The 16,984-nt window shown below is 37.5% G+C and carries 14 protein-coding genes and 1 rRNA gene; 13 read left to right on the forward strand and 2 right to left on the reverse strand.

Annotation, left to right across the window (positions count from 1 at the left end; all coding sequences use genetic code 11):
* Positions 1-24: 24 nt before the first annotated feature.
* Positions 25-1,983, forward strand: a complete 1,959-nt coding sequence (locus JN080_RS19150) for a fructose-1,6-bisphosphatase (protein ID WP_256237579.1) — start codon at positions 25-27, stop codon at positions 1,981-1,983.
* Between the two features lie 124 nt (positions 1,984-2,107).
* Here the strand turns inward: JN080_RS19150 and JN080_RS19155 are convergent, their stop codons facing one another.
* Positions 2,108-3,115, reverse strand: coding sequence for a DUF3231 family protein (locus JN080_RS19155; protein ID WP_256237580.1), 1,008 nt, complete (start codon positions 3,113-3,115; stop codon positions 2,108-2,110).
* A 230-nt stretch (positions 3,116-3,345) separates the two neighbouring features.
* Here JN080_RS19155 and JN080_RS19160 point away from each other — a divergent pair, with 230 nt between their 5' ends.
* Together JN080_RS19160 and rrf are read left to right on the forward strand one after the other, a co-directional pair.
* Positions 3,346-3,771: a MaoC family dehydratase gene (locus tag JN080_RS19160; RefSeq protein WP_256237581.1), complete on the forward strand. Its 426-nt coding sequence runs from the start codon at positions 3,346-3,348 to the stop codon at positions 3,769-3,771.
* A gap of 369 nt (positions 3,772-4,140) precedes the next feature.
* A 5S ribosomal RNA gene (rrf, locus tag JN080_RS19165) occupies positions 4,141-4,258 on the forward strand.
* Between the two features lie 125 nt (positions 4,259-4,383).
* Here the strand turns inward: rrf and JN080_RS19170 are convergent.
* Positions 4,384-5,358 carry a DMT family transporter gene (locus JN080_RS19170; RefSeq protein ID WP_309144699.1) on the reverse strand — a complete coding sequence of 325 codons (975 nt, stop codon included), beginning with the start codon at positions 5,356-5,358 and terminating at the stop codon, positions 4,384-4,386.
* 315 nt (positions 5,359-5,673) lie between these two features.
* Here JN080_RS19170 and JN080_RS19175 point away from each other — a divergent pair, with 315 nt between their 5' ends.
* The 10 genes from JN080_RS19175 to JN080_RS19220 all read left to right on the forward strand — a co-directional run bounded on the left by JN080_RS19175 (position 5,674) and on the right by JN080_RS19220 (position 16,692).
* Positions 5,674-6,444, forward strand: coding sequence for a transporter substrate-binding domain-containing protein (locus JN080_RS19175; RefSeq protein ID WP_256237582.1), 771 nt, complete (start codon positions 5,674-5,676; stop codon positions 6,442-6,444).
* A 64-nt stretch (positions 6,445-6,508) separates the two neighbouring features.
* A complete protein-coding gene (locus tag JN080_RS19180) occupies positions 6,509-7,153 on the forward strand; it encodes an amino acid ABC transporter permease (RefSeq protein WP_256237583.1) in 645 nt (214 codons plus the stop codon).
* On the forward strand, positions 7,150-7,878 hold the full coding sequence (locus JN080_RS19185; RefSeq protein ID WP_305474373.1) for an amino acid ABC transporter ATP-binding protein: 729 nt from the start codon (positions 7,150-7,152) through the stop codon (positions 7,876-7,878). Before JN080_RS19180 ends, JN080_RS19185 begins: the two co-directional genes overlap by 4 nt.
* 541 nt (positions 7,879-8,419) lie before the next feature.
* Positions 8,420-9,349, forward strand: a complete 930-nt coding sequence (locus JN080_RS19190) for an ABC transporter ATP-binding protein (protein ID WP_256237584.1) — start codon at positions 8,420-8,422, stop codon at positions 9,347-9,349.
* Positions 9,346-10,446, forward strand: a complete 1,101-nt coding sequence (locus JN080_RS19195; protein WP_256237585.1) for an ABC transporter permease — start codon at positions 9,346-9,348, stop codon at positions 10,444-10,446. The genes JN080_RS19190 and JN080_RS19195 overlap by 4 nt, the downstream gene beginning before the upstream one ends.
* Before the next feature lie 32 nt (positions 10,447-10,478).
* On the forward strand, positions 10,479-10,913 hold the full coding sequence (locus JN080_RS19200; protein ID WP_256237586.1) for a DUF6526 family protein: 435 nt from the start codon (positions 10,479-10,481) through the stop codon (positions 10,911-10,913).
* Positions 10,914-11,213: 300 nt separating this feature from the next.
* Complete coding sequence (locus JN080_RS19205) at positions 11,214-11,834, forward strand: hypothetical protein (protein WP_256237587.1); 621 nt, start codon at positions 11,214-11,216, stop codon at positions 11,832-11,834.
* 380 nt (positions 11,835-12,214) lie between these two features.
* Positions 12,215-15,292 (forward strand): beta-galactosidase, LacZ type, encoded by a 3,078-nt coding sequence (gene lacZ, locus JN080_RS19210; RefSeq protein ID WP_256237588.1) that lies wholly within the window; start codon positions 12,215-12,217, stop codon positions 15,290-15,292.
* Between the two features lie 329 nt (positions 15,293-15,621).
* The gene (locus JN080_RS19215) at positions 15,622-15,987 is read left to right on the forward strand and encodes an excalibur calcium-binding domain-containing protein (RefSeq protein WP_256237589.1); all 366 of its coding nucleotides are present in this window, start codon (positions 15,622-15,624) and stop codon (positions 15,985-15,987) included.
* A gap of 54 nt (positions 15,988-16,041) precedes the next feature.
* The gene (locus JN080_RS19220) at positions 16,042-16,692 is read left to right on the forward strand and encodes a class D sortase (protein WP_256237590.1); all 651 of its coding nucleotides are present in this window, start codon (positions 16,042-16,044) and stop codon (positions 16,690-16,692) included.
* Positions 16,693-16,984: the final 292 nt, after the last annotated feature.

Consider the following 16,984-nt stretch of genomic DNA (forward strand, 5'->3'; position numbering starts at 1 on the left):
AATTATAAAGGAGATCCCATAAAGTTGAACATACAATACTTAGATTTACTGGCTCATAAATATGATAGTGAAGAAAAAGTGGTAACTGAGATTATTAATCTTGAGGCCATCCTCAATCTGCCAAAGGGGACAGAGCATTTTGTTAGTGATTTACACGGAGAGTATAACGCTTTTCAACATGTGTTAAGAAATGGTTCGGGCAGAGTAAAAGAGAAAATACGAGACCTTTTTGAAGCTGAACTATCTGATACAGAAATTAATGAATTTGCGACATTAGTGTATTATCCTGAAGAAAAATTAATGTTAATTAGAGATAAGTGTGGCAATAAACAAGAACTACACCAGTGGTACACAGAAACCATTGACCGGATGATTAAGCTTATTTCTTATTCCTCATCTAAATATACACGCTCCAAATTACGTAAAGCATTGCCTGAACAGTTTGTATATATTATCGAAGAGCTGCTATACAAAACGGATGAATCTGCAAATAAGAAACAATATTATACAAAAATTGTCCAGCAAATTATTTCTCTTGGTCAGGCTGATAAGCTCATTACAGGTCTGGCTTATACGACTCAGAGGCTGGTGGTTGACCATCTCCATGTCGTGGGTGATATATATGATCGCGGACCTAAACCAGATAAAATTATGGAAACTCTAATCAATTATCATTCTGTAGATATTCAATGGGGAAATCACGATGTTCTCTGGATCGGTGCCTTTGCTGGATCAAAGGTTTGTCTGGCTAATATCATTCGTATCTGTGCCAGATACGACAATTTAAGTATTATTGAAGATGTGTATGGAATAAACCTTATCCCACTTCTGAATCTGGCGGAAAAGTACTATGGGGACAATCCAGGATTTAGACCCAAGAGCCATTCGGATAAAAAAAAATCTGATCATGAACTTTTACAAATCACAAAAATGCATCAAGCGATTGCGATGATTCAGTTTAAGCTTGAAATGCCAATCATAAAGAGACGCCCATATTTTAATATGTCAGAACGGCTTTTGCTTGAGAAAATTGATTATGGCAAAAACGAAATAACAATTAATGGGAAAACGTACCCACTGGAAAATACTTGCTTTGCTACCATTAATCCAGAACAACCTGGTGAATTATTAGAGGAAGAACAGCAAGTGATGGACAGGCTATTGTTTTCTGTCCAGCATTCGGAAAAGTTGGCCAGACATATGAATTTTCTTGTGAAGAAAGGCAGTCTTTATTTGAAATATAATGGGAACCTATTAATACATGGCTGTATCCCAATTGATGAAAACGGAAATATGGAAAAAATGGTGATTGAAAATCAGACCTATGCTGGTCATGATTTATTTGATATTTTTGAACGTTATTTACGACATGCTTTTGCACATCCTGAACAGACAGATGATCTTGCAACAGATATGGTTTGGTATTTATGGACAGGAGCACATTCATCATTATTTGGAAAAAGAGCGATGACGACATTTGAAAGGTATTTCATTAAGGACAAAGAAACCCATGAGGAGATTAAAAACCCATACTACCATTTACGTGAAAAAGAGGAAATCTGCCGTAAAATCTTAGCAGAATTCAATCTTAATCCGGACGAAGGTCATATCATCAATGGCCATACACCTGTTAGAGAAATTAAAGGAGAGAATCCAATCAAAGCAAATGGAAAAATGATTGTCATTGATGGGGGATTTTCCAAGGCTTATCAATCAACAACTGGTATTGCTGGATATACGTTATTATATAATTCCTATGGTATGCAACTTGTCGCCCATGAAAAGTTTCATTCAAAAAAAGATGTCCTACAAAAAGGGTCAGATGTATTGTCAGTAAAGAGAGTGGTTGATAAAGAACTCGAGAGAAAAAAGGTTCGGGAAACGAATGAGGGAGAGCGATTATTACAGCAAATATCTGTTTTAAAAAATCTGATGGAATATCGCTATATGAGTTTAGACCAGTCATTCCAATCTAATGATTAAAGATTCTATTTAAACATACATTCTAATTCTGGTGCCTGACCCCCGATGCGTTAACGCTTTAACATAATGGGGGTCACACCTCTAATGCTATGTAGAAAGCTTCTTAAATTTATTTTCTAAATCCTTATCCGTTTGCTAATTGATCTCTGTCGGTTGCTTGAGGCGGTTGCTCTAGCCATTCGTTTTTGATCATAATATTTGCCCCGTCTTCCGCATATTGTGAAATTTCCGCTGTTAGTCTAACATAATTGGCTCCTAAATCACGTCTTGGGCTTAAACCTAGAGCTCTGCCATAATGGGCAACTCCTATGGTATTTAATGTGGAGGTATGGAACATCATCAGTTTATCTGAAAATGGCGAAACAGTAGACTCAGTCGGCATTGTGTCCCACGCACTAGCCGAAGGAAGAAATTCTTTACTTAATAATGAACTGAAAATTTCAACGTGCTTGTCAGAAATATCTCTTCCCCTTACCATATAATCACGGACTTGTTTGGATTTCGCCACCTGACTAAATCCCATAAGCAACGTTCGGCCTAACTGGTTTTGTATCAGATTAAAATAAATTTGGGACATTTCAATCGCGTTTAAAGGGCGGTGATGACCAAACCATCCTGCCAAATAATCTTGCTTTTGGACATATTCCACGTTTTTCGATACAGGAATAAATGGTGCTCGGATGAAATTTCCCTTTGTTAACATAATTTCAGTAGCCTTATTGAGGAGCCTTGCTGATTCATTTAAACATTCAGTAAAGTATTCACATATATCCAAACGGGCACAATTTGACAGGCTCATGGTGTAGAATTCCATACCCATTTTCCCTACATTTTGAATAAAGAAAAGGTAAAAATCATCTGTATATAATCGAGGCGCTTCTTTATTAACATCTGTATTTACTGAAAATCCGTCTGGAATGGGATGCTGTACCTCGGTGAACATAGATTGTAATTTCTGAACGTGACCTTGAGATAGCTGCATGGCAAATTCGAGGACGGAACAAATTTCTGTATCATCCACATGGGATAAGAAGGTTCCAATTGTGCAGATTGCTGCGGTGTCACTCATATAATTCGACCAAAGGCTTGCTATTTCTGCTGATGTTAGTTCTATTTGATGGTTTGTTGACAATACCATTACCTCCCAAAAAAGGATTTTAATCTAAATTTTCACTCCCATAGCATTATTATGCATTAGTGTTTAGTAATACCTATTTTTAAATAGTGGTAGAGCTTTAGAACGAAGACAACCAATATAAAGAATAGGAGTTTAAAAAAGTCAGATTGGTTACTTATTTTTCACTTATTGAGTATGTTAATGGTAATATAAAAAGGACAACAATTGTGAATAGAGGTGTATTTATGAAGTTAGATGAGCTGTCAATTGGACAAGTTTTCAAAACAAAGTCTTTTAAATTAACAAAAGAGGATATTATGAGATTTGCAGGAGAATTTGACCCTCAATATATGCATTTAGATGAGGAAAAAGCAAACCAGGGAAGGTTTCATGGAATTATTGCTTCAGGTATACATACTCTAGCTCTTACATTTAAGCTTTGGGTTGAAGAAGGAATCTATGGCGAAGATGTCATTGCTGGAACGCGGATGAATAATCTTAAATTTATCAGGCCCGTATATCCTGGAGATGAACTGCAGGTAATTGTTAAGGTTATTGACAAGAAAGCAACAAAAAATGAAACGGGCATCCTTACAGTATTGTTATCTGCTTTCAATGATAAAAAAGAAAAAGTTTTTGAGGGTGAATTATCCGCATTGATTAAGCGATGAAGCTGCTCTTTTTTGCGACAAAGAACAATAATTAATGGAAAAACTAAATAAAAAAACGATAACGGATTAGCCACCTTAAACTGAAAAATTTTCCGTTGTTGGATAACAAGAACGATGCTATTATAAACAGGCTGATTCGTTAAGTACACTAGTCGCTGGAGCTAGACAAAATGAGTAAAGCGAACTCGTTCAGAAAAACTTCTTCTATATTATCTTGTTTTGAGGGAATGAACCTCAATATTAAAAGTTCATTTAACTAATTTCATAATCATGGCACATTGAATGTCTGCTCCTGCGCCAAAGCTTACTCGATGAAGCTGATGTTCAGCTCGTCGCAAGCCAGCAAGGAAGATTATTCAGTGCAGTAGGCTTGGTGGCAATAGCGAGAAGGTCACACCCGTTCCCATACCGAACACGGAAGTTAAGCTTCTGGAGGGCCGATGGTAGTTGGGACGCATGTCCCTGTGAGAGTAGGACGTTGCCAGGCACAAAAAGGGCACCTAAAGAGGTTGTCCTTTTTGCTATGGGGAATCATTCTAATGAAATAGAAAAAGATTGGCAATCACCGCCAAGCTTTTTCATATGTTTGATTTATAGTAAACGTTGAATAATTTAGTTTTCAATTGATCCATTGCGAGCCATAATGGTCACCGTAATAAGGATACACAGGCCTCCTGCAAAAGAAGCCCATCCCATTTGTACATGTAAAAATAGAACTGCAATGATGGTGGCAGATAAAGGTTCTCCACATGATAACACACTAGCTTCCGAAGCAGAAATATATTTAAGGCTGGCTATATAAACAGAAAACGCGATCAGTGTGCCAAATATAACAATAAAGCTGACAAGGATCCATGTGCTTAAAGAGTTGTTTCCAGAAAAACGCCAAATCGGGTGGAAAAATCCCATTCCAATACCGCCAATGAGCATCCCCCATCCTGAAATCATTGCCGCACTATATTTTTGCAGCAAACCACCTGGATAGATCGTATAAAAAGCCAACGTTATCGCTGAAAGGATCCCCCAAAAAACAGCCAACGGAGAAATAGAAATTCGCTGCCAGTTACCGTCTGTTACGAGCAGAAAAGCGCCAAAAAGCGCAAAAAACACTGAAATAACCTGTGAGATATGCGGCAAATGTTTGCGTCGTAATGCAGCGTAAATGGTTATAAAAACAGGACCCATATATTGTAAGATCGTACCTGTTGCTGCGTTTCCATATTTAATAGATTCGAAATAGGAAAACTGAACACCTAGTAAACCGATGATTCCAAATAAAACCAGCTTTAGTGCATCTCTTTTTACTTTCCAGATGGTAAAGATTGATATCAGGCCTGATTTCATTGAAATACCAGCTAAAATCAACAATCCTGCAATGCTCATTCGAACCGTCACTAACCATCCGGAATGAATGCCGTAGCGTTGAAATAAAACCTGGGCAGCCGTACCTGACACTCCCCAAAGAACGGCCCCTAGTAGTACCATTGAAAGCCCTTTGTAATGTTTAAATTGCTTATTGGTAAATACAAGGTTAGTTTTAGCAGCAACATTCTGTTGTAAGGAACCCCCCATATTTATGTAACTCAAATTGCCACCTCCAATAATTTAAATCTTATCATAATTTCGAAAGAATGGTATGCTTGGTTATGAAAACAGGGGCAATTTAGCAGACTTTAGAAAGAAACTCAGAATAATATGGTAATAATGTAACCTCAAAATTTTAATAAAGTTTACTGCTTGTCCGCATAAATTCTTCTTTAATAATAAATACTTAAAATACATGGTTCTTCGCTTAAAAAGGTGTGAAATTCCAAAAGATTATACTTTTTCATAATTACTATATATGCTATATTAATAAAGAATTTAATGAATTAACACAATTTTAACTATTAGGAGGTTTGTATGAAAAAGTTTGGTTTATTTAGTTTACTTCTAATTCTCACCCTTGTGATCGCTGCTTGCGGAAATAAAGATTCAGCAGGAAAGAAAGAGAATAGTGAAAAAGTATATAAAGTGGGTGTAGACACTACATATCCTCCGTTTGAATTTAAAGAAGGCAATCAGTATAAGGGGATCGATATTGATTTAATTAATGCTATTGCGAAAAACCAGGGAATTAAAATTGAACTTTCTCCAATGGACTTTGGTGGAATTATTCCTGCAATGCAAGCAAATCAGCTTGATGTTGCCATTGCTGGAATGAGTATTACAGATGAAAGAAAAAAAGTTGTTGATTTTTCTACACCTTATTTTAACGCTGGGTTAACTGTAGTGGTTAAAAAAGATAATGCAACCATTAAATCAGTTGATGACCTAACTGGCAAAACTGTTGCAGTAAAAAAAGGAACAACAGGTGCAAAATATGCCCTGGATAATGCATCAAAACTTGGCATAAAAGTTGTGCAATTTAACGATAGTCCGGCGATGTTCCAGGAGGTTTCAAATGGAAATGCTGATGCACTGATTGAAGATTACCCGGTTATCTCCTATGCGATTGCCCAAAAAGACCTGGGGTTAAAAATTGTGGGGAAACGATTGAATGGCGACCAGTATGGAATTGCTGTATTAAAAGGGCAAAATCAAGATGTATTGAAAAAAATCAATAACGGTCTTGCTGAACTGAAAAAAGATGGGACATATGATAAAATTATAAAAACTTATCTAGCTAAATAAAGATTTCTGTAAGATACGGGTGCGCGCTATAAGCGCGCTTTCTGTTTGAAAGGGGATGAAAAATGTGGATGTAATTGTTGCAGCTTTACCAATATTGTTAGAAGGACTTCAAGTTACGATCTATATATTTATTATTGCTATTATTCTTGGCTTTTTAATCGGTTTAGTAATGTCTTTGCTGCGGCTTGCGCCCAGCAAGATTTTGAACTGGATTGCAAAGGTGTATGTAAACGCGATTCGCGGAACACCATTTATTGTACAACTGTTTTTTATTTATTTTGGAATAAATTCTTTGCATTTGCTTTCCTTGAACAGTACGACAGCCGGTATTATTACCGTTGCTATTAATGCAGGGGCCTATTTTGCGGAGATAATCAGAGCGGGAATTCAATCAATTGATAAAGGACAGGCAGAGGCGGCTAGATCAATTGGTTTTACCAGTTCACAAACGATGCGCTACGTGGTCCTGCCACAGGCTTTTCGAAGAATGCTTCCGACAATTACAAACCAATCGATTATTAGTTTAAAAGATACTTCTCTTTTATCCGTTATTGGGATTGCGGATTTAACACAGCAGGGGCAAATTCAAGCTTCAGCAACGTTCGAAGCATTTAAGATTTGGCTCGCTGTTGGTATCATTTATTTTATTATCATTTATCTGTTAACCCTTCTTGCTAATTTTGTTGAAAGGAGGTTTCAGCTTCGATGAGCATCATCTCTGTAAAAAAACTAAGAAAATCGTTTGGAAATGTGGAAGTTTTAAAAGATATCAATGCTGAGATACAAGAAAAAGAAGTGATTTGTGTTATTGGTCCATCCGGGTCGGGAAAGAGTACCTTCCTGCGCTGCCTAAATCGCCTCGAAGAGATTACCGGCGGTGAAGTAGTGATAAACGGGCACAATATCACAGATCCAAAAATTAATATAAATAAAGTAAGACAAGATGTTGGAATGGTTTTTCAACAATTTAATCTATTTCCGCATAAAACTGTCCTAGAAAATATCACCCTTGGACCTATAAAGGTTCGTGGGATTTCCAAAGCAGAAGCTGAAAAAATAGCTTATGATTTACTAGATAAAGTTGGTCTGCAAGAAAAAGCCAATAGTTACCCGGGAGAACTATCGGGAGGACAAAAGCAGCGGGTTGCCATCGCAAGGGCACTGGCGATGAATCCAAAAATCATGCTTTTTGATGAACCGACTTCTGCCCTTGATCCTGAAATGGTCGGGGAAGTTCTAGAGGTTATGAAACAGCTTGCGAAAGAAGGAATGACCATGATCGTGGTTACCCATGAAATGGGCTTTGCACGTGAAGTTGGCGACCGGGTTATTTTTATGGATGGGGGCTATATTGTAGAAGAAAACAAACCAAATGAATTATTCAGCAACCCTCATCATGAAAGAACGAAAGCTTTCTTAAGTAAGGTGCTTTAAACAAGAACTGAAATTCTTTTAATCAACCCTAACGCTTCCGATGTTTGGACATACATTTACAAGAAAGAAAGCGCAAGCTAGTTTTTTATCTGATTTCAAATTAGTTCATGTGGATAAATCCTATTATAGTAAATTTTACTTACGAATTAAGGCAGTGGACAAAAGTTGGTATTACCGGCTTTTGTCTGCTGCCTTTTATTGTTTTTGTACTTCCTAGTGAAGACCTCGTTTCTTTAGCAGCCTTTGTCCCTGTACCATTACCTTTTTCTTCTTTTTTAGGTAAATGCAAATGCCAATTAGAGACATTGTTCAACCCAAAAGGACGGCTTCGCCCATGCATGGATGAAGCATAAAACGCAATAAAAGTTAATCCATTTTCTCATGCTAATGAAAGGCATTTTTTGAATTATTTGTAAATATTCAATGAATTCGACAAAGATTTTCCATTCGCCGTTTTATAATGGTTAGAGCATTGCCCATAAAGTTTTTCTTACATATAAACTTTTTCACAAAAGACAATGAAGAATTTGGAGAGTGAGAGATGAGTTCTGATGAGGTTATCATTGAAGTGCAAAATCTAGTGAAAAACTATGGGGAATTTAAGGCGGTTAAGGGAATAGAATTTGAGGTGAAAAAGGGTGAGGTGTTTGGTCTACTTGGTCCTAATGGTGCTGGTAAAACGACAACATTAGAAATGTTAGTAGGACTCAGGAAGCCGGATCAAGGAACCGCAAAGATTGCCCAGTATGATATTATCAATGATTTAAAAAAGGTTAAGGAGGTAATTGGTGTTCAATTACAATCTACTTCATTATTTGAACTGCTTACCGTAGAGGAAATCCTTCACCTTTATGCAAGCTTTTATCCCAAGCATGTTTCCATTCCTTCCTTGATTGATGAAATGCTGCTGACGGATAAAAGGAAAGATCGAATAAAGAGCTTATCCGGCGGACAAAAACAGAGGCTTGCCATAGCCTTAGCACTTGTACACGATCCATTCGTTATATTCTTGGACGAACCGACAACAGGACTTGATCCGCAAGCAAGAAGAACGCTATGGGATATTATCCTTCGTTTAAAGGAAAAAGGGAAGTCGATTATGATGACCACTCACTATATGGATGAAGCGCATGTATTATGTGATCGAATTGCTATTATGGATCAAGGACAGCTTATCGCTTTAGACACACCCTCGGAGCTTGTTAAAAATCTTCAGTCTGATAGTGCCGTACAGTTCCGTTTCCAGTCTGAAGCAGAAGAAGTGAATTTACTTGACATACCAGGCGTGAAGCAGGTTGGCAGTCATAAAGATGGATATGTTCTTTATACAGATGATCTGCAAACCACATTAACGAGTTTAATAACCTTTGCTTCCGAAAAACAGCTTCAATTGATGGATTTGCAATCCCGAACAGCGACTCTTGAAGATGTGTTCATCCATATGACCGGAAGGAGCCTAAGAGAAGGATGAAAGCCTATTGGCAATTAACTTTAGCGCAGCTGCGCATTTTTCTTCGCAATCGCCAGGTTTTATTTTGGACGTTGGCATTTCCGATCTTTCTAATGGTGATGCTAGGCTCCTTTTTAGGTAATGGAAATGGAATGTCAGTATCCATCAGTGTAGTGGATCAAGACCAATCCATACAATCGAAAGAGTTTCAATCAATTGTAAAAAAGAGCGAAGCGATTGATCTAAAAAAAGAAAATAGTAAAGATAAAGCGTTTGAACAGTTGAAAAAAGGGGATATCCAGCTTGTCGTGGTCATACCTAAAGGATATGGCGACAGTCTCACACACCCAACTGCAGGCTCAAAACCGTTCTCGATCCCTGTTTATTATAATGAAACAAATGTAGCTGTTTCCCAAGTCGGTCTTCAGCTTGTGAATAATGCGGTGGATGACATTAGTAAAGAGAAGGTTGATTACACTCCCGTAGTTTTGACGACTGCAAAGGGAATCGAAACGTTAAATTTAAAATATATTGACTTTTTAGTACCGGGTATCGTTGCCATGATGATTATGAGCAACAATATGAACGGTGTTGCCGGACAAATAGCATCATGGCGAGAACGCGGGATTCTAAGAAGAATGCAAGGAACAACATTAAAAGCCTCTACGTTCATTGCAGCGCAAATTTCAGCAAGGCTCATGCTAAATGGATTGCAAGCTCTCCTTGTACTCGGTGTGGCACGCTTAATCTTTGGGGTTGAAGTAAGAGGCTCATGGTTTACGCTAATTAGCTTTGTCATTTTAGGGACTCTGGCATTTATGGCGATTGGATTTATCATTGCAGGCATTGCGAAAACGCCGGAAAGTGCGGCGCCAATTGCAGGATTTTTATCCTTTCCGATGCTGTTTTTGGGAGGCGTGTTTTTCCCGATCAAAAATATGCCCGAATTCCTGCAGCCGATCGTACAAATTTTGCCGATTGCCCACCTTAGCCATGCATTACGTGAAACGATGAATGTCGGTGCATCGTTTATGAGCTTAGGATCTGAAGCGTTGATTTTGGGAGGATGGCTCATTGGTGCGTTCGTCGTCGCGAGTTATACATTCAAATGGGAGTAAATAAGATAGATAGAGAATAGGAGGAGAAATTAATGAAATCTCAAGATTATAAGAATCATATTCGTATGCACCCTGTGTATCATTATGTATTGTCACTTTTAGTTCTCGTAACGTTGGCAGCTGCCATTACCAATATGGTTCTCGCTTTTAATATGGGAACCAATATTCTTCAAGCTGTCATTCTTGTATTGATGATGATTATGATCGTTATCATTGCAGCACTTGTGAGAATGTATGCACTTAAGGCACAAGACCGGGCCATTCGAGCTGAGGAAAGCCTTCGTTATTATGTGTTAACCGGTGAGTTGCTCGATCCCGCACTCAGTATGGGTCAAATTGTCGCGTTACGATTTGCCGGAGATAGTGAGTTTACAGATCTGTGTAAAGAAGCTGCTGTCAAAGGGTTAAAGCCGGATGACATTAAGAAAGCCATTAAGAATTGGAAGGCCGACTATAATCGGATCTAGACAGAGAAAAAACACGTTAGAGTAAGGAGCTAACGTGTTTTTAGTGGATCTTAGTTCATCCTTAATTTGAAATTCTTTATTAGAGGATTTAGGAAGAAAATTAGGAGGGATTGGCAACTATATGTCAAAGTATAGTGTTTAATAAATAAATTGTCATCAACCATAACAAATAGATTCCAATTTATGGTTTAAATATTTTAATCAATCTTTGGTTAAATTTTCATTTTTTGTTCATGGCTTGTTCAAAAAATGTGGCTAAATTGAGAGTTGTAAAACTAAATTAATTAGGAGGCTCTCAATATGAAAGTTAAATCAAGTTTAATCGCACCTGCAATAGCAGCAGCTTTATTAGCCCCAACTGTTGGGACTGCAATTGCCAATCACACAACCAATTCTGCAAAAACATCCGTATCTATTCAAAAAGAAGATCAAAAAGAAAGAAAACATGAATGGGGAAAAGGAGAAAAGCAGAAAGAACTCACAAACATTATCAATCAATACGCCACACCTCAGTTAAAGAATCAATTAACAAAAGATATTGCAACTCGTGTAACCTTAATGATGGAATTAAGACAAACACCAGGATTCCAAAAGAAAAAAGAACAAGAGAAAGCACAACGCCAAGCATTTTACAAAGCTCACAAACAAGAAATTGATGCTATAAAACAACAAGTTAAAGATGGAAAATTAACAAAACACCAAGCACATAAGAAATTAAAAGCGCTATTTGGAAAACTAGAATATAAAAATAAAATGAATCATAAAGGAAAAGAGCAAGGAACACGTGCAATCCGCCAAGAATTAAAAGCAGCCATTCAAAAGAAAGACAATACCGCTATTAATGCTGCTTTAGAAAAAATTGATAAAGAATTACAAAGTTCTAATCAGCAATTACTACAGAAAATTAACGCTAATAAATAATGTTTCATTTACATTAACAATTCTGTATATTACTTCACAATGTTAAAGAAAAAAGCCGTTCTTGAAGTGAACCCCCTAAGTTGGACTAGAAAATCCAACTTAGGGGGTTTTTAAAATGGTCATGTTTTTAAGTGAGTGTAGATAATTGGAAGGTAGTTTTATATTGGCTATAGATTGTGAAGATAAGATTATACTGAATTGAAGGAACAGAAGTGCGGTTAAGCGTAGTAAATCAAGCATTTGTACCTCTAGGTCGCCATAGAATAAATATAACGGTACTCAAAACGATTAAAGGGATCGAACCCATAGTTGAAAATTAACCTATAGGTAATTGCTTATAAAAGGTAGTCAATACAAACGAATAAAAATGGGGAATTTACGTGTTACCTAAATTTAAATATTATCCTCCAAAAAATGGTTATCCAGAGTGGAATAACAATCCGGAAATTTTCCAGCTGAATCGACTGGATGCACATGCCACCTTGATGCCCTACAAAACACTTGAAGAGGCATTGCGCGGCAATCGAAGCGCTTCAGATTTTTATCAATCTTTAAATGGGTTATGGAAGTTTGCATATGCAGAAAACCCAGCAAAGCGAATAAAGAATTTTTATGATGTAGAGTTTGATACCAGCACCTGGGATGAGATAAAGGTCCCTGGACATTTGCAGCTTCAGGGCTATGATCATCCTCATTATACGAACATACGATATCCTTGGGAAGGAAAAGAAGAGATCAAACCTCCAGTTGCTCCCACAAAGTTTAACCCAGTCGGTCAGTACATCCGTACCTTTTCAGTACCAAATGATTGGAAGGGAAAGCCGGTCTATATTAGTTTTCAAGGGGTAGAATCGGCTTTCTACGTATGGGTAAACGGGGAGCTTGTCGGATATAGTGAAGATTCCTTTTCACCCGCTGAATTTGATCTCACTCCCTATCTTGTCGATGGGGAGAATAGGCTTGCGGTTGAAGTGTATAAATGGTGTGATGGAAGCTGGCTTGAGGATCAAGCCATTCATATCCATGATTTTTTTGTTGTACCAGAACTTGATGTAAATTATCAACATGCAGAACTAAAGATGGAGATAGGTATCCTGAATTATTTTGACAAACATTTTGAAAAAGTCCAATTAACTGCCATGCTTTTTGATGAGGCCAATAAGAAGATGGTTGAAGAGTCCGTTACTTTTCTTGTAAATGTTGCAAAAACAAAAATTACTTTCTCAAGCTTTGTACATAACCCGCAAAAGTGGAGTGCAGAGCAGCCATATTTATATAAGTTTGTTTTAAGTTTAATCGATAAGACAGGAAATTTGGTGGAAACCATAAGCTGCAAAATCGGGTTTCGGAAATTTGAAATAAAGGACGGTCTGATGGAGATCAATGGGAAGCGGATCGTGTTTAAAGGAGTCAATCGCCATGAATTTACTGCTGAAAAGGGACGTGCGATTGGATATGAGGATATGGTTCAAGATATCCAACTGATGAAAAAGTATAATATCAATGCCGTGCGGACATCCCATTACCCGAATCATCCGCTCTGGTATGACCTATGTGATCAATATGGTCTTTATGTCATCGATGAAACGAACCTTGAAACCCATGGTACTTGGAAATACTTTCAGCAGGAAGAAGGAGAAACCATTCCAGGCAGCAGACAGGAATGGAGAGCCAATGTACTTGACCGTTGCAATTCCATGTTGCAGCGAGATAAAAATCATCCATCAGTGGTCATTTGGTCACTTGGAAATGAGTCATTTGGCGGGGATAACTTCATTTATATGCATGATTATTTAAAAGAGAAAGATCCTTCAAGAATTGTTCAATATGAAGGGGTATACCATTACCGAAAATCAGAAGCAGCTTCTGATATCGAGAGCACCATGTATATTACACCTGAGAAGGTAGAAGAGTATGCAAGAATAGCCCAGAATACGGGGAAGGCTAAGCCCTATATCCTTTGTGAGTATAGCCATGCAATGGGAAACTCCTGTGGAAACCTCTATCAATATACCAATCTTTTTGACAAATATCCAATTCTGCAAGGCGGTTTTATCTGGGATTGGAAGGATCAATCACTAAAGGCAAAGACGAATGATGGAATGGAGTATCTTGCCTATGGAGGAGATTTTGGCGACTACCCGAATGATGGGAATTTTTGCGGAAATGGATTGATTTTTGGAGATGGTTCATTGTCTCCTAAGATTTTTGAAGTAAAAAAATGTTATCAAAATGTTGACTTTGTTGAAGTCAATCTTCTTAAAGGTGTAATGGAAGTACAAAATAAACATTTGTTTACCAATCTTAAAGATTACTTGTTTATGTGGGAAGTAGCTAAAAATGGTAAAAGAGTAGATACAGGCGTGATCGAAGTGGAGCTAGACCCGGGTGCTGCTAAACAAGTCAAACTGAACTATGTTTTACCATCAGAAATCGATTCTGCTGACGAATGGGTCTTAACCGTAAGCTTAACGTTAAAAGAGTCAACTTTATGGGCAGAAAAAGGACATGAAATCGCCTTTAAGCAATTTATTCTACCAGTAAAAACGAGAGCTCCAGTATTCGTGCAGAAAGTATTGCCGAAGCTAAATTTTCATGTTGAGCAGGAAAGGCTAACGGTTTCCGCGGACCGTTTCAAAGTTGTATTTAATAAGCAAAATGGTGATCTGGAATCCTATGTTTTTGATGATGAGGAATTATTAACCACTTCTCCTTTTGCTAATTTTTGGCGTGCCATGACGGATAATGACCGTGGAAACGGATTGCCGGAAAGAAGTAAAACATGGCGTGAAGCGGGGCTACAGCGAGTTTTGCAATTATTTACTTTTGCTCAGTCGAAAAATAGCGTAGAAGTTACAGTGCACTATCAATTGCCGACAACCCCAGTTTCCATTTTAAAATTACATTATACAATTTTTGGAAACGGTGAAATCAAGATATTCCAACAACTGATCCCGGGTATGGGTCTTCCGGAAATTCCCGAAATAGGACTCCTATTCACTTTGGACGCGTCCTTTCAATCTCTCGAATGGTACGGACGTGGACCGCATGAAAGTTATTGGGACAGGAAAAAAGGAGCAAAACTCGGTCACTATCACGGTAAAGTGGAAGAACAGTATGTCCCTTATCTAAAACCGCAGGAATGTGGAAATAAGACGGACGTACGCTGGGTAAAGATTACCAATGATCAGGAAATAGGTCTAAGTTTTTTAGGCGTCCCCAGTTTTGAATGTAATGCGCTGCCATATTTGCCGCAAGAGCTTGAGGCCTATGATCATGGATACAAGCTTCCGAAAAGTGACAAGGTCATTTTGCGTGTGAATTATAAGCAAATGGGTGTTGGCGGGGACGACAGCTGGGGAGCAAAAACGCATCCTGAATTTACTTTGTATGCCAACAGAATCTATGAGTTTTCTTTTATAATGAAAGGGATTAGAAAGAAGAAATATGTTTTTTAAAAAATATTAAAGTTTAAATAGGTAGAAAGTGTTGCTGTTTTTTTTTATAGAAAGCAGAACCCCCATGTTAATCATCCTTCCGTGACTATCTACAAAATTTTACATACTCCAAAATAAAATTATATCACGAGAAGAAGATGATTCGATTACTATTTTTCTGTTTAATTATAAACACAATTTTCTATCTTTACTTGGAAAATAACCTCCTTCGTTATACTAGCCTAAAAAAAATCTAACAAACCTTATTTCATTTTTAAGAAAAAAATCTGAATACTAACAGTTGAAAATGGAATAGTAAGATTGTACTAAATTTAGAAGGGGGTAACATAATGAAAAGATGGTTTACAGCAGTTCTAGCATTTTCATTTTTAGTTGTGGGGTATTCAGCCGGAACACAGGCAGCCGTAGTAGATCATAATTGTCCAGATTTCTCTAGCCATCAGGCAGTTATGGATTATTGGTACAGCCACGGTTATAGTGCTACCAATGATCCTGAACGTTTAGACGGTGACAATGATGGCCTGCCATGTGAAGTAACAAAAGGGGAATATGACGCTTTTATAAAAAGCAAGCAGCCTACTGGTGGTACAATGCCAAAAACAGCAACCAACAATGTTTCTATGATCCTATTGGGTACCGGGATAGCCGCACTTGGTCTAGTACTTGTTTTACGTCGTAAAAACGTAAAGGAATAAAATGAATAAAAACAACGACAGGAGATTTATCCTGTCGTTTTCTAATGAGTGGTGATGGAATTGAATCGATGGATTGGATCATTTCTTATTCTATTTGGAGTGATCTTCGGATCGTACCATTTTATTGAGTGGCAGATTGGCCATTCTGCTGCAAAGCATTTAACAAAGTCAGAAATAAAAAAATACAAAGAAGAAAAGCAGCCCAATCATGTTTTACCTGAACCTACTATTCAGAGGCAAGTCCCATCTGCGGAACTGCCGTTTACTCTGGGGGAAAAGGTGGCTCTGTTGATCATTCCTAAAATTAGTCAAAAATATTCAGTTTATTGGGGGGCAGACAAGAATACCCTTAAAAAAGGGGTTGGAATGTATGTAAGCCAAGAGACAACAGCGCCTGATGGAGTGGGGCATACTGTCCTTAGCGGTCATCGTGATACTGTATTTATCAGGCTGGGAGAATTAATGATTGGTGACCTATTAAAGCTTGAGTATGGTGATTATCTTTACACCTATAAGATAAAAAAAATTTGGATTACTGAACCAGATGACCAGACCGTTATTATAAAAAAAGAAACATCTACTTTAACTCTTACTACTTGTTACCCCTTTAATTTTATTGGCAATGCACCAAAAAGGTATATTGTTCAGGCGAAGTTGTTTTATAAACAGGATGTAAATCCTACCCTTAACAAGAGGCGCATCTAAATGTCCAAGCTGGTATTGGTGGTATAGTGTAGTTTTCTATTATTGCTCTTTTTCAGTTTGTTTTGCGATGAATGGTTTTACCATTTTTTATCGAATTTTTGAAAGGCTATCTTTTTTTACAACTGGATTTCCGGTAAAGGAAGGGGCCTTTTTTTTGAACTTTTCCCCTTTAATAACTTCGAAATAAGCATCAATATCCGATCGACCACTCTGCTGGCAAGACTAATGTCTCTTCCCCACAAACGATATTCTTTTTCATCTTTTTTTCTGGCTTCAATAATCTTTTTTTGGA

The organism is Bacillus sp. EB600 (assembly GCF_024494385.1).
In the GTDB taxonomy this organism is placed as follows: Bacteria; Bacillota; Bacilli; order Bacillales; family Cytobacillaceae; genus JAEVLT01.